At 58.5% G+C, this 21,683-nt stretch carries 18 protein-coding genes, 1 pseudogene and 1 riboswitch; of the genes and pseudogenes, 4 read left to right on the top strand and 15 right to left on the bottom strand.

Annotation, left to right across the window (positions count from 1 at the left end; genetic code table 11):
• Positions 1-347 (top strand): annotated as a pseudogene (locus ACUVSA_RS12515) (hypothetical protein); the annotation flags it as partial.
• A gap of 389 nt (positions 348-736) precedes the next feature.
• On the opposite strand, the gene ACUVSA_RS12510 reads toward ACUVSA_RS12515, so the two are convergent.
• The 3 genes from ACUVSA_RS12510 to ACUVSA_RS12500 all read right to left on the bottom strand — a co-directional run bounded on the left by ACUVSA_RS12510 (position 737) and on the right by ACUVSA_RS12500 (position 3,867).
• Complete coding sequence (locus ACUVSA_RS12510; RefSeq protein ID WP_445895080.1) at positions 737-1,513, bottom strand: hypothetical protein; 777 nt, start codon at positions 1,511-1,513, stop codon at positions 737-739.
• Between the two features lie 379 nt (positions 1,514-1,892).
• Complete coding sequence (locus tag ACUVSA_RS12505) at positions 1,893-3,233, bottom strand: HDOD domain-containing protein (protein ID WP_445895079.1); 1,341 nt, start codon at positions 3,231-3,233, stop codon at positions 1,893-1,895.
• A gap of 310 nt (positions 3,234-3,543) precedes the next feature.
• Positions 3,544-3,867, bottom strand: a complete 324-nt coding sequence (locus ACUVSA_RS12500; protein WP_445895078.1) for a ComEA family DNA-binding protein — start codon at positions 3,865-3,867, stop codon at positions 3,544-3,546.
• A 241-nt stretch (positions 3,868-4,108) separates the two neighbouring features.
• On the opposite strand from ACUVSA_RS12500, the gene ACUVSA_RS12495 reads away from it, so the two are divergent.
• From ACUVSA_RS12495 to ACUVSA_RS12485, 3 genes are all read left to right on the top strand, one after another.
• Positions 4,109-5,185, top strand: coding sequence for a M20 family metallopeptidase (locus ACUVSA_RS12495; RefSeq protein WP_445892667.1), 1,077 nt, complete (start codon positions 4,109-4,111; stop codon positions 5,183-5,185).
• A 66-nt stretch (positions 5,186-5,251) separates the two neighbouring features.
• The gene (locus tag ACUVSA_RS12490; protein WP_445895077.1) at positions 5,252-5,629 is read left to right on the top strand and encodes a DUF3783 domain-containing protein; all 378 of its coding nucleotides are present in this window, start codon (positions 5,252-5,254) and stop codon (positions 5,627-5,629) included.
• 246 nt (positions 5,630-5,875) lie between these two features.
• The gene (locus ACUVSA_RS12485; protein ID WP_445895076.1) at positions 5,876-7,315 is read left to right on the top strand and encodes a DUF4139 domain-containing protein; all 1,440 of its coding nucleotides are present in this window, start codon (positions 5,876-5,878) and stop codon (positions 7,313-7,315) included.
• Between the two features lie 291 nt (positions 7,316-7,606).
• Here ACUVSA_RS12485 and ACUVSA_RS12480 read toward each other — a convergent pair whose 3' ends face one another.
• From ACUVSA_RS12480 to ACUVSA_RS12425, 12 genes are all read right to left on the bottom strand, one after another.
• Positions 7,607-8,512 carry an ABC transporter substrate-binding protein gene (locus tag ACUVSA_RS12480; protein ID WP_445895075.1) on the bottom strand — a complete coding sequence of 302 codons (906 nt, stop codon included), beginning with the start codon at positions 8,510-8,512 and terminating at the stop codon, positions 7,607-7,609.
• A 49-nt stretch (positions 8,513-8,561) separates the two neighbouring features.
• Positions 8,562-9,365, bottom strand: a complete 804-nt coding sequence (locus ACUVSA_RS12475) for an ABC transporter ATP-binding protein (RefSeq protein WP_445895074.1) — start codon at positions 9,363-9,365, stop codon at positions 8,562-8,564.
• Positions 9,362-10,492, bottom strand: a complete 1,131-nt coding sequence (locus tag ACUVSA_RS12470) for a FecCD family ABC transporter permease (RefSeq protein WP_445892672.1) — start codon at positions 10,490-10,492, stop codon at positions 9,362-9,364. The genes ACUVSA_RS12475 and ACUVSA_RS12470 overlap by 4 nt, the downstream gene beginning before the upstream one ends.
• A 17-nt stretch (positions 10,493-10,509) precedes the next feature.
• Positions 10,510-11,226 carry a precorrin-2 C(20)-methyltransferase gene (gene cobI / locus ACUVSA_RS12465; protein ID WP_445895073.1) on the bottom strand — a complete coding sequence of 239 codons (717 nt, stop codon included), beginning with the start codon at positions 11,224-11,226 and terminating at the stop codon, positions 10,510-10,512.
• A gap of 33 nt (positions 11,227-11,259) precedes the next feature.
• Complete coding sequence (locus ACUVSA_RS12460; RefSeq protein ID WP_445895072.1) at positions 11,260-11,934, bottom strand: precorrin-8X methylmutase; 675 nt, start codon at positions 11,932-11,934, stop codon at positions 11,260-11,262.
• A 143-nt stretch (positions 11,935-12,077) separates the two neighbouring features.
• Positions 12,078-12,265, bottom strand: a riboswitch (cobalamin riboswitch).
• A 546-nt stretch (positions 12,266-12,811) separates the two neighbouring features.
• Entirely contained in the window at positions 12,812-14,548 is a 1,737-nt protein-coding gene (locus tag ACUVSA_RS12455; protein WP_445895071.1) for an FAD-dependent oxidoreductase, read from the bottom strand.
• A 20-nt stretch (positions 14,549-14,568) separates the two neighbouring features.
• Entirely contained in the window at positions 14,569-14,826 is a 258-nt protein-coding gene (locus tag ACUVSA_RS12450; protein ID WP_445892403.1) for a hypothetical protein, read from the bottom strand.
• A gap of 927 nt (positions 14,827-15,753) precedes the next feature.
• Entirely contained in the window at positions 15,754-17,379 is a 1,626-nt protein-coding gene (locus tag ACUVSA_RS12445; protein WP_445895070.1) for an AAA family ATPase, read from the bottom strand.
• A 653-nt stretch (positions 17,380-18,032) separates the two neighbouring features.
• Complete coding sequence (locus ACUVSA_RS12440; protein WP_445895069.1) at positions 18,033-19,037, bottom strand: TAXI family TRAP transporter solute-binding subunit; 1,005 nt, start codon at positions 19,035-19,037, stop codon at positions 18,033-18,035.
• Positions 19,038-19,385: 348 nt separating this feature from the next.
• Positions 19,386-19,634 (bottom strand): integrase core domain-containing protein, encoded by a 249-nt coding sequence (locus tag ACUVSA_RS12435; RefSeq protein ID WP_445895087.1) that lies wholly within the window; start codon positions 19,632-19,634, stop codon positions 19,386-19,388.
• A gap of 566 nt (positions 19,635-20,200) precedes the next feature.
• Positions 20,201-21,016: a hypothetical protein gene (locus ACUVSA_RS12430; RefSeq protein ID WP_445895068.1), complete on the bottom strand. Its 816-nt coding sequence runs from the start codon at positions 21,014-21,016 to the stop codon at positions 20,201-20,203.
• On the bottom strand, positions 21,016-21,683 hold a 668-nt coding region (locus tag ACUVSA_RS12425), incomplete at its 5' end, for a hypothetical protein (RefSeq protein WP_445895067.1). The genes ACUVSA_RS12425 and ACUVSA_RS12430, both read right to left, overlap by 1 nt.

Below are 21,683 nucleotides of genomic sequence, written 5' to 3'. Positions count from 1 at the left end.
TTTGGCAAAAGGCTCAGGATGCCGGCATTCCGTGCGGCTACGGCCCTCGAGGGCATGGAGCCGGCATGGGGCCGTGTTGGGCGCTGTCTTCGCCTGAAGGGCAGGCATTCGCTAAGGATGTGGCCCCCTTACAGCAGCAGTTGTATCAAAAGCGGTTGCAGTATCAGCAGATGTTGAACAATCCCAACGCGGATCCTGCAGCCCTGGGGACATTGGCTCAAGAAATGCAACAAATCCGCCGGCAGATTTGGCAAAAGGCTCAGGATGCCGGCATTCCGTGCGGCTACGGCCCTCGAGGGCAAGGGATGGGCTGGGGAATGGGACCCGGCGCGCCGCAGGTTCAGTAGGTCGTCTCACCCGGAGGTCGCCTCGACCACCGGGTGATCCCCTCGCGAAAGGCCAAAAATCTTCCACTCTTGGGACTAAAGCTCGGTGTGCACCTGTTCCAGAATCGGTGTACACCTGTTCCGAAAAAGGCTTTTTCCGGTAAATGCGGGCGTTTCGCCCGCCTTTTCTTTGGGCTGAAAGCCCCAGGCCCTGCGCCGTAATGGTTTGGCCTCGTCCTTTCGGCGTGGAGCTGGAGGAGCGGTGCAGGCGACCCCAATCCGATGCGGGTTCCATGGCCATGCGGGTACATGTGGGAATCGCGGCTTACGCCGCTCCTGCTGCACGTGCTCTCACACAGGCTCCTGTGGACCTTGTTTGATGATGCGTTTGAAAGAGGGAGTCCTGGAAATTACCATTCAAAGCTCTGAATGACGATAATGCCGCGTTTTTGCGCCTTCTTCAAAGGCTCGCTTTTGGCAAAGTGGGTCACGAGCACAGGGATGACCGGTCCTCCGACGATCTCTTCCACCACGTCCACTGTTTCCTGAAGCTGCGTCAATTTGGCCCGGTCGTCCAAACGCAGAACGGATTCCCCCACAAGATGGGCTTCGTGGCCTTCTTTACGGACCCGCCCGAAGAAATTGACCTCCCGCCCTCCGACTTCCGTGCGCACCAGCCGTTCCAGCACATCGATACCGTACTTGGCCTTGAGAAAGCCTGGCAGATGGCGGTAGGCCTCACTTTCCAAGGCGTAGGCCACACTGCGCGCCAATCCGCCGACCTGTTCGCGCACCGTCCCCAGACCTATGGCCAACTGCTCGATAGCTTGCTGCATTCGAGCTTGAGCGGCCAGCATCTCCTCAAAGCGTTTTTCGGTGCGCCGTTGCGCCTCGGCAAGTTCCTCAAATCTTTGTTCCAAGCGTTGGTGAGCCTGGGCCAGCGCTTTGAGTCCCTGTTCCGTACGTTCTTGAACGGCAGCAAGTTTTTCGACGGTGGCCTCAAGGCGCTGTAGTGTTTTTTCCGTTTTGGCTTGAGCCTCCGCGAGGGTTTTGATGATCTCCCTCAATTGATCAAAGTCCGAACGCGTAACGGATTGTTCCCATTGCCGCTTTTGCCTTTCCACCTCTTCCAGGACAGCGGTCAGCACATCCCGAAGGGGTGGCTCCAGTTCAGAAAGTTTTTCCACAAGGCCATGCTGGTCATCGGAAGTCCTTCAACCCATGATGGCTGACAAGACAGCACTTTTTTTGGAATTTTATCCTTGTCGTCATACGGATCAACACAAATCCCATCGCACTGAGCCTCTGCATCTCGGCTTCATGGACGGAATTTCGGGTATGGCACGACTAGCTCGCGCGAAGTTCTCTGACGAGCATGTCTGAGTGGTTTGGCCGCGTCCTTTCGGCTTGAGGCTGTAGGAGCGCCGCAAAGCGCGATAGGCCGTCACGGCTTGCGCTGCGCCTACGAGAGGTGTTCTCGAACAGGCTCATGTGCAAGTGCCAGCCCTGCGGACCATCGCTCCCTTTTAAGAAGGCTTTGTGGGACCTTTACGTACCGGGGGGGAGTCAAAAGCCGGAGGCCTGTTGGCGCATGAGGGCCAGAGGCATGTCGGCGATCATCTTTTCCAGTGTTTCCGGGGTCAGCCCACAGAGGCGCACGGCAGGAATCACAGGCCGGGGGTCCAGCCTTTCCAGCTGGCTTCCCGCCAAAAACCGGTTGGTGATGAAATCGGCCACGGTGATTAAAGCCACTTCTTGCGGCGCGGCACGCATACCGTTCACATCCGCTTGGTGATGCCCGGAAATGACGTCGGCCACGTCCACGGGCAAGTTCCATTGTTGAATCAAAAGAGCCCCCACTTCGGTATGATCCATACCGAAGAGCTCTTTTTCCACGTCCTTTAACGGGCGTTCGCCGTGCAGGGCCTGACGGTAAAACAGCGGCGCGCACTCGGCCACCATTTGGTCCAGGACAATCTTGCCGATGTCGTGCAGTAAACCGTACGTATAGGCTCGACCCTGAGACATACCGAGCCGCCGGGCCATGAATTCGGCTCCCAAGGCTGTGGTCACGGCATGCTGAAAAAGCCCTCCTTTACACAAGGAATAGCCGCCGACCGTGGACGGAAAAACCCCCGAAAGGAATGCAGAAAGCGCTATTTGCAGAAGGCGCCTTTCGCCCAGAAAAACGAGGGCCCTGTCCAAGGAATTGATCTTTTCCGGGGCGCCGTAGATGGGAGCGTTGCAAAGGGCCAAGACCTTGGCCGCAAGCACCTGATCCAACCGAATCTCTCGGCTGATTTCTCCCATCTGATATGTTTCGGAACGCAGAAGGGCGAGGATCTTAAAGGCAATCTGGGGAATCGGTTTGACGTCCCTTATGGCTTTTTCGAGGGATTCCTTAGCGGGCCTGCAGATTTCAGCAGACCGTGAGGGGCGAAAAAAATGGCTGCCCACGGGAATGATTTCCGGCGTCCAATGGCGGCAATGTAGACGCAGGCAACACGTGAAGGTGCCGCCCGTCTCGCTAAGCAGCACCGGAATGCGCGCCGCCCTCAAAAAAAGTTCCACGCGTTCCAGGGTGCGGGCCCCGATTTGCAGATCCAACTGCACATCGTCGCTGGGGCCGACGATGGCGCCGCCGGCCACGGCCGCTTGCAAGCGGGATGGTTTGGCTCCTTTTTGCTCAAGAGCCTCAAGGAACAAGGGAAGCCCTGTGGACGCGTAGCGCAAGGGTTCTGCAGGAACGTTTCCGACGGAGAGAGGTTCGGCGAGCAGCGCGTGGAACAGACCGCCGACACCGGCTTCCCGATCCCACAGTGCCACTCCTACACATGTGCCCAGGTAAGCTTCCAAAACCTCGTGACCTTGACGGCATACCGCCATGTCTCCGGAAGGTATGATCACACCCAGCTCCTTGGAATGTTGCGATTTTCCCTGCGCTGCTCCCACGAAAAGAAGTTTCCGGCAAGGTGCGAGAGCCTAATAACGAAGGCTTATTTTTTTCAATATGGGGACCTGAGACGCTGCCGCCCATTGGACCCGAAAATGACCTCGAAGATGCCTTGTCCCTCCAATTTTTACTACAAAACCCTTTGTCTTGTCATTTGTCAAAAAAACGGTCATTCCCACGCGCTTGTCCAGACGAATGGGTCCTGCGCTGATGGGAAAGCGAACCGCTTTGCATGTGGAGAACATCCCTGGGCGGACGCGACGTTTATTTCGTGGTGATTAAGTCCTTAATGGCTTCGTATTTCTTGTCACCGATGCCTTGCACCTTTTTAATGTCTTCGGTGTTCTTGAAAGGGCCGTGGGTTTGGCGGTGTTGGATGATGCGCTCGGCGATGGCGGGTCCGATTCCGGGAAGCGCTTGCAGCTGTGTCGCATCGGCGGTGTTAATGTTGATAAGGTTGGACGATTTTCCTGCACTCGAAGTTTGTTGCTGGCTCAACGCGGGTGCAGCGAACAAGGCCATGCAGGCGGCGAGCACGAGGCACCAGACCGCCTTCTGGCGCGGCGTCGAGGAGTTCTTCATTCTCATGGTTCACTCCTTATGCCCTGCCGACGGCGTCCGCCCCGGGATGTCCGTTGGATATTGGCTATTTTCATATCCAGACGCCAGCCTGGTGTCGAGAGAAAAATACAGGAACCCCCATGCATGAGCTCGTACCGTGGCAGATTTCTGTGTTATGGAGCACGCGAAAAGACTTGCCGCTTGATGTGCGGGCAGGCCCGTGGCAGACTGAACCCACTCGATGGTAGACGGGACGAAAGGATGCCGTATGCGAGAGCTGGTTGAGCTGACCAAAACCCTTATGAGCTTTCGCACCATGCACTCCCGACCGGAAGAAATCCGCCGCTGCGCCGATTTTATCGAATCCTACCTTCGGGATATTCCCGTCACGGTGCAGCGCATGGATTGCGAAGGCATTCCTTCCCTGTGGGTGATTCCCACAAAGGGGCGTGTTCCGGTGCTTCTCATGAGCCATATCGATGTGGTGGACGCGCCGGAATCTCTCTTTGAGCCTCAAGAGCGGGATGGTCGTCTGTACGGTCGAGGTAGCATCGATGACAAGTACGCGGTGGCGCTGTCGATGACACTGCTCAAAGAGCACATGCAAGAATTGGCGGCTCAGGGGCTCTCCCAAGACGCCCTCTCCTTTGGGATTCTCATTACGGGCGACGAGGAAGTGGGCGGCTATCGCGGGGCTCGTGCCGCATTGCCGCACATCCCCGCCGATTTCGCCATTGCCCTTGACGGCGGAAGCTTCACGGAAATCATTGTCAAAGAAAAGGGGATTGTGCGCCTTCGCCTGACGGCACGGGGCAAAACGGCCCATGGAGCCCGCCCGTGGCTTGGGGTCAACGCCATCGAAGTCCTTATGGAAGATCTTTTGGCCGTCAAACGCCTTTTTGCCGTCGAGACGGACGATCACTGGCATCGCACGATGAACATCGGCATCGTTCGAGGCGGCTCTTCCGTCAACCAGGTGCCGGACGTGGCGGAAGCGCACCTGGACATTCGCTACACGGAGAACGACGATCCGAAAGCCCTTGTGGAAGCCGTCCGTCGCGTGGTCCGTTCCCACGTGGACGTGCTGGAACAGGAGCCCCTGTTTTTCGGAGAAGCGGCGGGTCCTGTCGAGACCTTGATGCGTCTGGTGCCGGAAGCGCGACTGGGGCGAGCCCACGGGGCCTCCGATGCCCGCTTTCTTTCCCAATTCGGCATTCCCGGTATTGTCTGGGGCGCCGATGGAGAGCACAGCCAGCACGCGGAAGACGAACATGTCATCATCGATAGTCTGGTGCAGCTTTATGAAACGTTGCGTCGGTTCCTACGCCTTGTAGGACGGGTGTGAAGATGGTCCCGGCCGGGTACTGCGACCTCAACGAAGGAAGGGCTATGAACCAAAAACCTCGGTTGCTTGTGTGGAACTTCACCCGCGAAGAAAAAGAAAAAACTGGATCGCGTGCTGGACCTGGTCAAGGCGCCTCCGGCCTTCAGTATCTTGCCCGAGCAAGGCCATCTGCTGGTTCGGGAGATTGTGCAGGGCGGTCGACGGGACAGCGAACCCTTTGTGTGCGATGAAAAGATCGTCCTTTTTTACAACATTCCCCAAAAAGGCATTTTTTTTCTGATCCAAAAGTTTAAGGACGCCGACCTTCCCAGGCCCATCTTTGCTGTGGTCACCGAACATTCCATCAACTGGCCTTTCAGCGAGCTGGCGGCGCACCTGATCCAAGAACGCCGGCAGGCTCTGGAACGCAGCGCCCATGAATTCAAAGGCGAAACACCGGCATGAACGCCCAAAACCAAGGCACTGCCGCCACAATTGGCTCAACTCATTGGGCCATGGAGTGTTTGGGTGATGGCGAGGCGGCGCCATCAAGGGGTCCGCTGAAGGCGTGCCCCGCGACGGGAGTCTGCGGCCATGCCATTGGTGATGAAAAAGGCTCGTGGGCCGCAGGGAAAGTTGCGCGCCGAAAGGTGTACCGGTGAACGCTCAAAGAGGCACGCAACACGAAAGGACTGAGACGAGGAGGGAACCATGAAAGCATGCCGCGGAATCCTTCTGTGGACGGTCTTGAGCGCGTGGTGCCTTGCGTGGCCGACCGCAGCGACGGCGGTCGTTCAGGAACGCACCGTGACTATCAGCCAAGGCGGTCTCGCTCTGGTCCGAGAAGTGGACACGGTGGCGCTCCCCCCGGGACGTCACACCGTGGTGTTGGAAAATTTTCCACGGACCATGGATCTGGAAAGCCTTTCCGTGCGGCCGTTGACCGACGTGGAAACCGTGGTTTCCTACGATGTGGTGAGCCATTTTCGACCCATTACTGAAAATCAGTTGCTCAAAAGTTATGTGGGCAAACCGCTGGATGTGGTGATCACCAACCCCAAAGGAAGCCTGGACGCCCGAATGGTGCGGCGCGTGCAACTGGTCTCCGACGGCGGTGAAGGCGGATCGCCGGTGTTTCTGACGGACGAAGGCGTCTACACCGGGGAATATCACGGCATCTTTTTCCCTTCGCTTCCTGAGGAGTTATCTCTTGGGCCCAAAGTTTTTTGGAATGTGGAAAATAAGAGCAAGGCTCCGTTGGAAGTGCGGGCGGAACGCCTCTATGAAGCCGGCGGACTGCAATGGAAGGCTCTGTACGGGCTTTACCTGAACGAAGAAGCATCCCAGGCGGTTCTGGACGGGCGCATTGTCGTGCACAACACCACGGATATGGAATTTCCCGGGGTGCGGGTGGTGCTTCTGGCGGGAGACCTACAGCGCGTGCTTCGACGGGACCGGGTCATGAGGGCCGCCATGGCGGCTCCTCAGCAAGCTCTCATGGACAAGCCCGGTGCTGTGGAGGAGGCTGCCGCCTTTGAGTACCATCTGTATCGACTTGCCGACCCCGTGCATCTGCCGGCGGGGGATCCCCTGCAGATTCCTTGGGTGAAAGCTTCGGCCGTCCCCATAGAAAAGCGTGTGGTGAGCACGGGAAACGGATCCGGCGCGGATTGGGGCTTTGAACGAAAAGAGAGTCGGAACCAGCCGGTACGGGCTCTGATCGATATTCAAAATGAAGTGGCTTCGGGCTTGGGGATACCATTGCCGGCCGGTGTCATTGCCGCCCGTATGATCACCGGTCAGGGCGAAGTGATTCCTCTGGGCGAAGAGGCCATTGGTCATACCCCCGTTCACGGGACGCTCCATCTGGAATTCGGTCGTTCCTTTGACGTGCAGGTGGAGCGGACTCTGGAGGATATCAAGAAGGTCGGTCAAAACGTCCAGCGCCTGCGGTGGACGCTGGTGGTGAAAAACGCTAAGGCGCAGGCGCAACGCGTCATCTTGGAAGAGAATCTGTCGGGAGATTGGAAGATCCTTCAATCGAGCCAGCCCTATGAAAAGGTGCACGCGGGGTTGGTGCGTTTTGCTGTGGATGCACCCGCTCAGGGCCAGGTGCAGTTGACCTACGAGGTGGAAACCACGACGCGGTAAAACGGATTCCACCTCGGAACGGCCGCCGCTGATTTTCAAGGGCTCACGGATCCTCCCGTTCCCTATGGATCGCTCCTTGTAGAGGTCGCGCGCCCTGGCGGTTCGCAGATTCGCGGACGGCCGGGAGGCCATCCCTCCGATAGAAAGGGGCACGCCCTTTCCATCGACCCTGAAGGGACCGGCTCCAGCCGATCCACCCCTTGGCCGACGCCCAAGGATGCTTTTCATCCGTTCAAAGGGACGCTCGCATGGATTTTTGGCAAGCCGTTGCATGCCGAAAGCCGGCCGGAATCAGGGAAGGTGGCCCGAGCAGAGCCGACGGGCCAGATCTTCTGCCGCCTGCACGGCTCGAGGCCCGGGGCGTGAATACAAGGCCTCTTCCACTTCAAGAACCTGCCCCAAACGCACGGCGCGCAATCTGTCGAAATGCGCGCGGTTGTGCGGAGGCTCGGGATTGGGATTCATGGGCCCCTTTTGCACGATGTACACATCGGGATCCAGGACCAGAAGATTTTCCACAGACATCTGCACAATGGGGTCGGGAAAGGAAACCGCATTGATGGCCCCCACTGCTTCCATGACGGCCTGAGGCATGCCGCCGCGGCCGGCCACGGCCAGAGGATCAGCGCGGATTTCAAAAACGAGCCTCGGGTGCTGCGACGTGCCCCGACACGCGGATCGAACCGCTTCAAGGCGACGCCGTAAGGCGTCCACGGTCCTTCGAGCTTGTTCCTCTCGGCCGATCAGCAGGCCGAGCCGCTCCATGGCCGAAAAAACCCCTTCAAAATCCTTGGGACCTAAAATCACTATGGGAATCCCCGCTTCTTCCAGACGGGCCGATTCCGGTATGGCGCTTCGGCGGCTGGCGCTCTGGACCACCAGATCGGGTTTCAGCCCCAGGATCATTTCCACGTTGGGGCGCATGTGCGTGCCCACAGAAGGCAGCCTTAGAATGTCCGGCGGAAAGGTGTCGGCCTGCGTCCGCGCCGCCAGGACGTCTTGGGCTTCCATGGCGTAAAGCATTTCCGTAAAGGCTCCATAAAGCACAATGACTCGTTGCGCCGGAGCTTCCAGACGCACGGTTCGGCCCGCATCATCCACCACCTGAACGGGGGCTGCGTCGCATGCCCCACGCACGGCCCACAGAATTGCCACCAAAAAATACAGCCACAGCCGCCTTCGAACTTGATCGGCCATACGGCACCCTCCTTCGACGTTCTCCTTTGTGTTCATGATTGCGCGGACTTCATGGCTCGTGCGGCTCACCGGCCGCAGAGCTGCGCGCAAAAAAAACCTGCCGCACCCCGTTCCGCCCCGGCACCGAGTACACAAAAGCCGAAGTTTCGTAGACCTTTTCCAGAATTTCGGGCTGCAGCACGTCGCACGTCGGGCCGTCGGCCACAATGCGGCCGCGTTGCAAAAAGACCAGTCGCTGACAAAAGACGGCGGCGGTGTTGATGTCGTGCAGGACAAAGACCACGGTGCGCCGCTCCTTTTCCTGCAAGGCTTTGAGCAGATGAAAAATGTGCAGCTTTCGGTGCACATCCATGGCGGAAACGGCCTCATCCAGCACCAGAACCGGCGTGTCCTGGGCCAGCGCCTTGGCCACGAAAACCCGCTGGCGTTCGCCGCCACTGAGTTCCGTGATGGGGCGATCGGCAAGATCCAACGTGTCGGTCCAGACCATGGCCTGCTCAATACGCTCGGCGTCTTCAGCGGTTTCCCGGCCGCCGCCCCGTTGATGAGGGTATCGTCCCATGGCCACCACCTCGCGGCACGTAAAGGGATAGGCCACTTGAAGATCCTGAGGCACCACGGCCACAAGGCGGGCCCTTTCGCGGTGTGGTATCGCGGCCACGTCCTTTCCGTTCAAATGAACAATTCCCGATCTGATGGGCAACACGCCGGTGAGGGCCAGGACGAGCGTGGTTTTTCCGGATCCGTTGGGTCCCAAAATCCCCACAAACTCCCCCATTTTTATGGTGAGATTCACCTCCGTGAGAACCTTTCGGCCTGGATACCCGCAGTGAAGGTGTTCGACCTGAATCACAGCACGACGGACCTTTTCTTGTGCACAAGCAGGTAGGCGAAAAAAGGAGCGCCCAAAAGGGCTGTGACCACGCCCAGCGGGATTTCTCGACCGTCGGAAAGAACGGTTCGCGCCAGCGTATCGGAAACCAGCGTCAGAACGGCTCCGAGAATCATGGACGCGGGAAGAAGCCGACGGTGGGACGGTCCCAGGCACAGGCGAGCCACATGCGGGACCACCAATCCGATGAATCCCACCACGCCGCTCACGGCCACGGCGGCAGCCGCCACAAGGGACGCCGCGCCCAGCACGCGCCGACGCACCTTCTGCGTGTCCACACCGCTGTGATACGCCGCCGTGTCCCCGAGAGCCAGAAGATCCATTTCTCGAGCATAAGCGAAAACAACCCAGGAACCTGCCCCCATGTAGGGAAGCACCGCCAGCACATGGCGCCAGCTTCGCCCCGAGAGACTCCCCATGATCCAAAACACAATGGCGGAAAGGGATTCCTCGTGAAGGCTTTTCAAAAGACTGATGCCGGCTGAAAGAAACGTGGACACGATAATCCCCGCCAGCACCAGCGTCGTGGGATGCATTCGGCCTTGCAGACGCCCCAGAACCATGGCGAGGCTCAGAGCCCCCACGGCGCCGGCAAAAGCGGCGGCGGGCAGCAGGCTCATGCCCGCCAGCTTCCACGACGCCCATCCGCCGAGAATGGTCAGAGACGCTCCGAAAGCCGCCCCGGTGGAAACGCCCAATGTGAAGGGATCCGCCAAAGGGTTCAGCAAAATGCCTTGATAGACGGTGCCCGAGAGGGCTAGGGCGGCGCCCACCACCAAAGCCAAAACGATGCGCGCCAAGCGCAAATGAAAAACGATGTAGTGGGCCGTGACGGCATCCTGTGCCGCCGGTGCGGATGTTGTGGAAAAGATCGAAGCGAGGAGGTGCCAGAGGGTGCCGGAATCGATGGCATAGGGTCCCAAGGTGAGGCAATAGACGGCCAGAGCCAGAACGGAAAGGACGGCCAAAATCCAAAAGAGACGCGAGCGCTCTCCTGGCCCCGAAGGCCTGGATCGGGCCGGCGGCGTCTTCGCCGAATTTTCGGGGGGGAAAGGGTGTGCTGCGTCAGGGGCTTCCACAAAATCCACAGGCTGTCCTCGATGCCTTACGTGGAACCACCGCCCTTTTTGACAATGAGCAGTGAAAGGTAATGGGGTTTGAGGTTTTCAAGAGCAGCGAAATCCTTTTCCACCACCTGGCCTTCCAGGCCGCAGCGGCTCACAAAACAGACGGAATCCTGAAGGCCTGATCGCCGAATCTGGTCCAGAATCTCCGGAAAATGCTTGTACGCTTTCATCAACACCACACTGTCGGAAAAGGGAAGAACCTGGGAAAGACGCCGGCCGCCCTTGGCCCCCGAAATGACCGTCAAAGTTTCTTCGGCTTCCGCCAAGACGACCCCGGCACAGGCGGCGGCTGCCTGGTAGGAGGTGATGCCCGGAACAATTTCCACGGGCACCTCGGAAAGCCGCTGTCGAATCGTTCGCCAAAGATAAATGAAGGTGCTGAAGGTCATGGGATCGCCCAGGGTGACAAAAGCCACGTCCACACCGCTCTCGAGCCGAGCCGCCACGGTATCGCAATTGGCCCGCCAGGCGCTTTCCAGGCGGTTTTTGTCAAAGGTCATGGGGAAGTCCAGCGAGTGGACGGGAATCCCCTTGGGCAGATGGCGCCGGACGATGTCCAAAGCCAGGCTGTAATCGTTGGAGGATGAAGAGGCGGCGAACACATGGCCCACACGGCCGAGAACCTTCACCGCTTTCAGGGTCAGCAAGTCCGGATCTCCGGGACCCACACCGATGCCGTAGAGCGTACCCAGCATGCACCTGTTCCTTTCCTATGCCGTAATGTGGGGTCATGCAGGCCCCAGGCCATAGGCCAATTCCAGCAGCGCGTGCAGAACAGCCACAGCCACGGGGCTGCCGCCTTTTCGGCCCAGCACCGTGATGGATGGCACGGCCTGAAACTGCCACAGGGCTTCCTTGGCGGTGTCGGCTTGGACAAAACCTACGGGCACTCCCACCACGAGCGCCGGCCGAATCCGTTCGTCATGCATGATTCTGAGGGTTTCCAAAAGTGCCGTCGGCGCATTACCCACGGCGACGATGATTCCGTTCAGGGTCGTGCCCAAACGGCGAAAGGCGGCCGCGGATCGCGTCAGCCCCTCTTTTTCCGCCGTCTCGCGCACGCCGGCTTGGGACGCCGGCACTACCACGGCATTGCCGAACCATTGCAGCCGCGTGGGAGATAGGCCTACCTGGACCATGCGCGTGTCCACAACAATGGCGGCGCCTTGGCGCAAGGCCGCGCAACCCGCCTTGACAGCCAGCGGATGAATGCGAATGAGCCGAGCGAATTCTAAATCGCCCGTTGTGTGAATGACACGGCGCACAATGGACCACTGGTCCGGAGGAAAGTCGTGGGGACCCATTTCCGCGTCGATGATGCAAAAACTCTGTTCTTCGATGGTCTTTCCCGCCGAAACAAGCGGTGTGGCTGCGCCGTCGAAGGCACGTTCCTGTGTTTTCATGCGCTACTCCACGGTGAACAAAAAAAATCCTTGAAACGTCACCGTTCCAAGGATTGCACCCTTTTTCTTCATCCCAAGGATCACTCAAAGACCTTTTCCTCGAAGTCTTGGAGCGTCGAAGAGCCCTTTGCCATCGGGGTCTCTTTCGTGACGGAATGCAGGCAGGTCTTCTGGCTCACGGATCTTCCTACAGGCCGCCCTTCCCGTCCCATGCCCATGGAACAGTGGGTTCATCGGCCTTCGTCCCCGTTCACAGCGGCGGGACCGCGACGGAATCGCACCGTCTTCCCTTTTAAACCCGCGTTGGAGTACCTGATTCCCATTGCCGTGTCAAAGAACGGCGACCCTTGATAAGGCGTCAGCTTTCCATACCGCAATACCGCGGCCGGGTCAACAGAAGCGTGGCCGCGATTCTTTCACCCGATTCCCCTCGAAGGGAGCGGCTTTTATCGGTGCGCACATTGCCCGGACGACCTGGAGGTCGTTCCCTTCAATGCCAGAGGGGCTCTCTTGCGGAGGGACCGGGTTTCTCGATCAACGTGGCCCGCCGCCCTGCTTGCGGGAGGGCTCTTGCGAAGGGATCGGCTCGTGCCGCTCCACATATTCTGCGGACAGCCGCGAGGGTGTGCTCCAATGCCCGGGCACCGCCCATCCTTCAGCGCGGAGGGACCGTGTCCTCGCGGTCCGCACATTTTCCGGACGCGCAGGCGGGCGTCCCTTCGGTTGAGGGAGCGTGCCCCTTCAATTTCCTTAGAGGGGCCTTTTCTTTGGGGTGTGTGAGCTGGCGGACGCGCAGGAGCGCGTCCCTTCGAAAATGTGGGCGCGCGCATGCTCGATGTGGACACAAAAATCTTCACGCGGCGTTTCGAAGCGCCTCCTAGGTTGCTTCTTCCTTGTCCAACCGGATGATGCCCGCCTTTTTGAGAGCCGCCACACCGCCCTGAACATTCACGGCGTTTTTCACGCCAGCGGCTCGAAGCTGCAGCAAGGCTTCATAAGATCGCACGCCGGAGTTACACACCACAAACAAGCGCTTGTCCTTAGGGATGGCTTCCAGGCTTTGGGCCAGGGTTTCCTGAGGCACATTAATCCATCGGTCGCCGTAGGCCTTAACGAAGGGGGCGGCATTGCGAGGACCGCGCACATCCAAACAGAGCGCATCCTCTTGGGCTTCGAGCAGGAAGCACTGTTCAAAGTCGTCGGGGTCGGCGGTCACGTTGTGGCCGTCCAAAATGTTTTCCGCGGTGTTTCCAAGGGCGTTGACAATGTCCATGGCCGCGGCAAAGGGCGGCGTATAGGCCACTTCCAGGTTGGACAGGTCTTCCAGGGTGCCTCGGCGCGCCAGCAGGGCGGCCACGGCGTTGATGCGGCCCACGAGAGCGTCTCCGTTTCGGCTGACCCCTTGAATGCCGAGCAGCCTGCGGGTTTTGCGGTCCACGACCAGGGCCAGGGTCATAAGGTCCTGAGTGGGATAAAAGTGGGCTCGGTCGGCTTGGATCACCAGGGCTTGCACGGCGTCAAAGCCTTCCGCAGAAGCCGCCTTTCGCGTCAGCCCTGCGGCGGCCACAGCCACATCAAAGATCTTGACGGCAAAGGAGCCGACGGATCCTTCAAATGTGGCATGTCCTCCGGCAATGTTGGTGCCGATGATGCGCCCTTGCCGGTTGGCCAAAGAGCCTTGAGGAAAATGGAAAGGCTTTCCCGTGATGAGGTGCGTCACTTCAATGCAGTCCCCCCCGGCGTAGATCCATGGATCCGACGTCTGCAGGCGCCGATTGACCACAATGGCCCCTCGAGGCGAGACCAGCAGTCCGGCCTGTTGGGCCAGCCGCCCATTGGGCCTTACTCCAACGGCGGTGATGACCAGATCCGCCTCCAGGTCCCTCTTGTCGGTGCATACGGTCACCGAGGCACCGTTTCCACCGGAGCGGATTTCTCGAACTATTTCTTCGGTGTACACGGCCACACCGCGTTCTCGCAGGTGTGCGGCCACCATTCGGGCCAGGACGGGGTCCAAAACGCCGGGAAGCACGTGGGGCGCGATTTCCACCAGGGACGTTTCCACACCCCACATGTCGGCCATGGCTTCAGCCATTTCACAGCCGATGGCGCCCGCACCGATGATCACCGCTCGACCCACGGCGCCATTGGAAAGCTTGTCCTTGATAGCGGCGGCATCATGGAGATTGCTGACCCGCTCAACCGCGGGATGGTCCATTCCGGGAACGGGGATGACGTTGGGCACACTGCCTGTCGCCAGCACAAGGTAGTCGTAGGGAAGCTCTTGTTCCGTCTGTGTTTCCAGGTGACGCACGCGAACGGTCTTGCGTTCGCGATCCACGGCCTCGGCCCGGGTTCGCGTCATCACACGCACTCCTTTGGCTTTTTCAAAAAATTCGGGTGTCCGCAGCATATGAAAGCTGGTGCTCATGAGCGCCGACAGATCGCTCACATCCCCGGAAACGTAATAGGGAATGCCGCATCCTCCGTAGGAGATGTACTGATCTTGATCCACCATGACCACATCAAAATCCGGACGAAGCCGCTTGATGCGGCAGGCGGCTTTCGGTCCCAAAGCCACCGCTCCGACAATGACTACGCGTTGTGTCGCCATAAATGCCTCGCTCCTCGCTGTCACTGATTGCCGAAACCACGAATGGCGCCGCAGTCCGGGCATGTCCAGGTGATGCCGTTGCAGGTCATGCCCCAAAAGTTTTCTTCCATGCAGTCGCTGCAGATCATAAAACCGCACGGGCACGTCCAGCAAAAAGGCAGTTCCTCCCCACACACGGCGCACACGTAACGTTCAGGACGCCGCCTGCGCAACCGCTTGGCGGGCCCTCGGGTTTCCGCCGACGCCGTGGGTGGCAAAGTCTGGGCATCTTTTTTCAAAGGCGGTAAACCTCCGGTTGTGCCTTGGGTTGGCAGGACGGCAGCCCGGATGTCATAAGCGCTTCTTCCGGGTCGATCCGTAACGCTCCGTGCTTAAGGCACCTGTTTAGCACCCGTGACCGCTTAGCGGCAAGCGTGCCGTCATGGGATCCCGGTCGCTTCGATAAGAGCTCGTTTTTTGACGGAGCTGGCTTATCCATGGTCCTGGGAGAAATGTGGGACCTCCCGTTGATGGGAGTCTATCCGAGAGCGGCTATTCTGGCGCCCGGAGGGGCCCGGATCTTTCAATGGAGGGACTGCTCCCTCGCGGTCCGCACGTTTTACGGACGCGCAGGAGCGCGAACGTCATCGAGGTGATGACTTGAATGGGGCACAGGTTTTGCGAACGCGCAGGAGCGCCTCCCTCCGATGGGAAGGGTCTGTCCTCCTTTTTTGCCGGAAGGGCCTTCTCGCTGGGGATCGCAGTTTCGCCGTGAGGGTCATTCGGAGGGACAGGCTTCTGCTGGTCCGCACCCGTGCGAGTGGCCGAGAGGTCGTGCCGTGGATCATGAGGCGCGTCAACCCGCAATACAGAAGCAAAAACCCTCATACGGTATTTTGACGGCCTCTCGAGGTTCTTGGGAAATGGGGACGTGAGAGGCTCCAGCCTTAGGGGTAAGGAAGCGTTCCCACTCGTTTGCCCAAGCGCTGCAGGGCGTCATCAGGTGGCGGAGCCTCATGGGGGCCTCTCAAGACGTGGAGCGCTTGCCAAGGTAACGTCGCATCGGATCGGCGCGTGGGGACGGGCCGCGCAGCCAAAAGTAGACGGCGCGCTTCATACACGCTGCTTTGGCGGTGAAAGGTGCGCTTGGACCGCATTGGTCCCGAGGAAAGCAGAAGCAATGAACCCACAAGCAGCCGTCATACGCTTTCGAGACGTTGATTGGATCACGGGTTTTTGCTGCGCTTGTTGAGAATCCAGTCGATGATGCGGCCGGGATCGGGCTGGGGAACATCCGGAGTTGGTGAACGGCGGCCTTTGGAAGCCTGAGGCGGTGGGGAGCGGAGAAGGTTTTTCTGTAAAGGCGCCTGCCCGGCGGCCGCCCGCGACGGATCCTTGGCGCCCAGGTTTGAGAGCCTGAACGTTTCGGGATACCAAAAGCCGAAGATGCTCGGGGAAAATGCAGGCCAAAAACTCTCAGGGGATTCGGGAACGAGCCTTTCCACAAGGGCTGGTGTCCTGGTCGAGGCGGACGGAGAGGCCTTTCGATGATCCCCAAAGGAGATGCCTTCCATGGCCGCCGGCCGTGATGGTGCCGACCGCTCACGCAGCATGGGCGCTGCGTCGGGCTGCTGCGATTCTTTACCGGACGGTAGCCTTGGAAGCCGCCGGGCCTGGGGCTCGGCAGCTTTTTTATCCGCAGGCTGTGCGTCCAAGGGAGGCAAGGGTTTCACGACACGCGGTTGGTTCGCTCGCACGCTCTCGTCGGATTTTCCTGCCTGGCGTTCGGAAGTGGGCCGGAACGGCGCCTGTGACACCTCTTGCGAGGGCGGCGACGTCGTTGTCACGGAAACCCACAGAGCGTGAAGACGTTGGATGTTTTCCTTGGCCCAGACCCAAGCGGTGCGCGGGACGTGCTGACGCCACAGCAGAGCCGGAATCAGCAGTGCGACGCAGAGCCCCGCCACAAGAAGGTATCTTTTTTTCTTGGATGCTAAAGAAAATCGTCCGGCCAGGTCGTCGACCACCTCTTGAATGATTTTGGCCGAAATGGTTTTGTGACCATAACCGAAGCCTGTAATCAGAGCGTTGTCGCAAATGATGTTGATCTTGCGGGGAATACCTTGGGATTCTCGAACGATGCGATGCAAGGCTTTGCGGGTGAAGATCTCCTGGGGTTGCGTCTGGACGAGCGACAGCCTGTGACGAATGTAGTCCAGGCTTTCGTCGGGGGTGAGCGGCCTGAGCTTGGTGCGAATGGCGATCCGTTGTTTGAGCTGACGCAGCCGGTGCTGGTTCAGGAGGTTTTCCAGCTCCGGCTGGCCGATGAGAATGATCTGGAGAAGCTTGTCCTTGGTGCTTTCCAGATTGGACAGCATGCGCAGGTTTTCCAGAGTTTCCACGGGCATGTTTTGGGCTTCATCGATGATGAGCACCACATTCACCCCGTTTTGATACTCCTGGATGAGCAGGGTGTGCAGTTCCTGAACCATTTCATAAGGATCCAGGTCCGGGGGCGTGAGCCCCAGTTCCCGATACATGACGCGGAGAAGTCCTTCAAAGGACACGTTGGCATTGAACACCAAGACCGTTTTCGTGCTCTTGGGATCATAGCGTTCCAGATAGCTGCGCACGATGGTCGTTTTGCCCAGGCCCACCTCCCCTGTGATGGTGATGAAGCCCTTGCGCTGCTGCACACCATAAATAATGGCCGCCAGCGCTTCCTTGTGGCTCGGACTCAGATACAGAAAATCCGGATCCGGCGTGATGTGAAACGGTTCCGCTCGAAACTTATAAAAATCCAAATACATAAAAGAAAACCCCACAGTTTTGAGGGCTCCGTGAGCTCCCATGGCTTGAAGGCTGTAGCCGGCCTCTCAAAGATTCTTCTTCAGCTAGGGAAGCCCTTGGGGGTAAGCGCCCTGTTCCTCGGAGAGCGTTCCCGTTTCCGAACAGTCCCAAATCATGTCCTGCAGTTTGCCCTGAGCCTTGCCACTCAATGTCTCTCCATAAGTCAATTCGGCGATTTCGTAAAGACACTGAACCCCGGTAATGGCCGCCGGCGTGTAGACACTCCCCCCCCCAAAGGGCGCCGAAAGGTGTGCGGCAAGACAGTGTGTGGGAATACAGTGGGTGGAAGCTTAAATTCCAAGGTTTCCGTCGATTCATTGAGAAAAGCGACCGCTAGATGACACGTGAGCTCCAAGTCCTCGGGAAGGCACGCCAAGAGGCATTCGGAGGTTGTTCCACAGTTTTGCATGCATTGAACCACCTGCTGGATAGTGGTCGAATCCCAAGCACTGTCATTGAAGCAGCTTTCATCCCCACCGCCCACGCTGTCAAGGCGCACGGGCAGCCCCTGCAAGCGAGACAGTTTCCAATAGGCGTCCGAGGGATCTTGAGATATCAACGTGTTTCCAATAGGCCCCCGAAGGATCTTGAGGGATGGAGACGAAGTCGAAAACAGCTCGATAGTGGTCCGCGCCCACAGTGACATAGGGCGGTGTTAATCTGAGTTGGATGGAAACAGTTGCCGAAGGGTTTCCACAACGGGGTTTACTTCCTCTGTCGTTGCGTCGGGGACCAGCCCTCGAAGGCTCGATGCTTTCCGCACACAAGAGGACGGCTCCCAGCCGGCGACTTTTCCGTCAAGATCCAGCTCCTTCCATTTGGGATGTCCATTTTTTTTCAGCCATTCCAGGTTTTGTTCCAGCGCTTGAGCGAACCGGGCCACTTCGTCGCACCATCCCATTCGGTAATCATAGGTTACCAAGACCGCTCTCACGGAAATGGTCGCAACGTTTTCATGCTGCCACAGGTAAGTGCCTGCGGGAATGACGGTCTGAGGGTAAAACCCTTTGGCGTATTTGTCAGTGACGGGAATAAGCCGTAGGTGGTCTTCAGGCCGCACCTTTTCTTGAAAAAGCGGCACTGGAGCGCCCGCCGCATAGAACACGGCGTCCACCGTGCCCGAGCGCAAACGGTCCAAAGCCTCTTCGGGCCCCATGGGCAGGATTTCCGCAGGCTTGACCTGGGAAATTTCCAGAAGCAGCCGGGCCGTAAGATAGGTGCCGCTGTCTTCGCGGTCGACGGCGACCCGTTTCCCTTCAAGATCTCCCAAGTCCCGCAAAAAATGCTGACCCAGCAGGTGCACCTCGGCGTTGTAAAGGGGGGCGACCAATTTGATCTTTTGCGCCATGCGCCGCAGTGTCGAATGCGTGCGCACTTTGGCCAGGAGGGCCAGAACGTCCGACTGCACGACGGCCAGATGCACACCGGGTCTTTTATAGACCGCATAAATGTTTTCCACCGACCCGGCAGAAGTGTGCACGGCCAGATCGATGCCCTGAGACTTCAGGATGTCCTGCAGGTCAAGGCCGAGCCGATAGTCGGTCCCTTTTGGCGTTCCGGTCACGATGCCCAAAGGCACAGAGTCAGCAAAAGCCGCCGACGTCAGGATCCAGAGCGCTGCCGTGCCAACGGTCCAACCGAACCGAGCAATCCATTGCACCGAGATCTCCTTTTCCAGCGCGTCCCGACCAGCCTTTTCCTTTGCGCCATTGGAACGGGCTCACATTCCTGTCCTTCGGCGCTGGGTTCTTTGGGAGGGTAAGCGCCAAAAGCAGCCGATGTCGAAACAATTATAAAGTATCCCAAAGTCCTTGAGAGGCGCAACAGGAGTTTGGCAGGGGGGCGTTGGGGGCAAGAGGCTGTAATGACCCCTATCCGTCAAAACCAAAATTCGCGTGATTGGAAACGCACCGCTCTTGTCTCTTGGTGGCAAGAACAAAGGATCGCGCCCTCTGAGCCTTTAGCGGGGCGGTTTCCTCAGGAAAAAGCCACAGCCCCACCGCGTTCTTCATGGCGACTGAGCAGCGTGCTCATAGCGGGACTCAACCGAAGAGACGTATCCCAGCTCGTGGTGTGACCGCTCGGTGTTATACGCCTGGATCCCGGTTTCAATGATCGCCTGTGCCTCAGCGAAAGACGAAAACAGGGGCAACCAGAAACACTCCTCTTTAAGCGTTCTCGTGAACCGTTCGATCCCCCCGTTTTGTTGCGGACTGTAAGGGATGATGGACTCAGGGCACAGACCCTGCAAGTCCATGCACCGGCGCGGCATGCAAGAGGTCCCTTTTACGACTGGCCGTTCCCCTTTCTCTACGGATTGGCTTGAGAGGAAAATGCAATTCCGTCTGAAGCATTACAGTTTGCTTCAATCTATAAAGAGAGGAATGAGATCTATGGAGTATAGGGCCACCCCCAAAATACGGCTGTCCTTACTGTTGTATAGCGCCTTTGGCGATACGGCATCGGGGACTTCTATGGATATAGAGTGGATGCTTACAGGGGGATTCAAAGGTAAAGTCACCTCCTGACGAGCAGGTGTTTGAATAGTCAATAATTGAGCAGGCGTTTGCTTTGGATCGACTCCTCGTAGAATAATATGCACTGGCCTTTCTTGAGAGGCTCCGAAAACAGAGTGTTCCAGTTTAACACGGCATCCACTGGAACGACAATGAGTTGGAACGGGAGAGCGCAACAGCGCCTTTGAGCTGGACCAAACGTGAGTACGCTCGAGGTCGTGCCAGCCTGGGCCGAGTACAAGGGCCAGGGCACCAGAACGCTCCGCTACATTGCTTGGGTACAGTTTGTTTTCCGGCGGTGAACCTTTCATCCAAAGCACGGGCCACCATGTGGAGACAGCCTCCACGGATAAACACCCAAACTCTGCTCGAGAAGATTTTGGCTATAGTTGCACATCGGCCCGTCACATTCCTCAACCGAGCATTTTACACCCATCCTCTTCAATTGATAGTCAAAAAGCTGAAAACCGAAGTTATACTCCGGCATCTTGCTGGCGAGCACCAGTTGATGGACGCGCAGGCTTGCTGGCAGTGCGGCGTAAGCCTGGATGAGCCGAACCAGGTTTTTGCGCTCGTCGGCGCTGCCGCTGTGAAGCACAAAGGCTCCATTGATATGGAATTTTTTCAGGATTCGCTCAGCGGCAGCGTTGTCGGTGGCCCAGGGTTGGAAGTGGCCGACAATGGCCGTAGATACGTTGACGATCTTGTCACCCTCTATATTGAGGACATCCATGCCCTCTTTCCGGTTTTCCGGATGAACTCGGATATGGATAGACAGAGCGCCGAACGCCGTAAATGATCGATTTTGCTTAAGTAATGCTGCTCGAAGCGAGGATAGGGCTTCCGTGAGTTCCGCGGCCTCACGCCGAGCGTCGTTGCCAGGCTGCATCTCACAAACCGGGCCGGGGGCGTGCCAGACCCGGATGTTTTCCTGCGGCAACAGGCCGTCAAAGGCGACGCGGATCGGTTCTATGGTCTCGGGGAACAGGCCATTCAGGGCAAGAATGACTTCGTGTTCCCCGCGGTTGCGCACCACCGCATGGGCGAAGGACATAGTATAGCGGCCGATACCGCGAAAACGGCTTTCCGTGTGAGCACCTTGCATATCGATGACGATGCGCATCAGCCATTTTCCTTTTGGTTGTGTTCAATGGCGGCCTTAAGCTGGAAATAGATTTGGCGGGCACGGGGGGGCAGATTCGCGATGTTGTAGGGCATTTCCGGGGAGAGACTGACTGCCGAGCCTTGGGCGGCCTGAGAGCCTGTCAGACCTCGCTGGACCGCAAACCGGGTCAGCGACGCCTCTAGTCCTGGATACCTTCCGATCCACGCTAGTGCCAACCGCTTTACCCGTGGGCTGGAAACCGCAAAACGGATCAGGCCGCTCAGGAGAGATGCGGTGATGCGTTCTGCCTGCCGCTGAAAGGTGTCGCGCCCGTACAGCGCCAGAGCGAACAGCGCTCGCAGTGGCTGGGTAATCCGCCAGGACTTGCTGTTCAGCAATGCCTCGATTTGCTGACGACGGGCTTCGGCCAGTTGCCAATGATAGTGATTGGCTTGGTGGACGTGATGGAGCTCTTTGCGTATTCTTTCCCATGATGCTTCTGCCTGTACGGCCCGGGCTTCTGCCTCTGCAGCCCGGGCTTCGGCGTTCGCCCTATTTGTTTCGAAGCGGCGTGCGAGTTCCCTCGCCCAAGCGGCTTGTTTGGCCATCTCGGCCGCACTAATGCTGTGGATGGGGACACTCCATGACGCAGGCTGGTGCCGTTGTCGGACTAACTGAACTTCAT

It is taken from the genome of Desulfosoma sp., from assembly GCF_052743555.1.
Note: the sequence above shows the minus strand (reverse complement) of the source record. Positions and strands in the feature narration are given on the sequence as shown.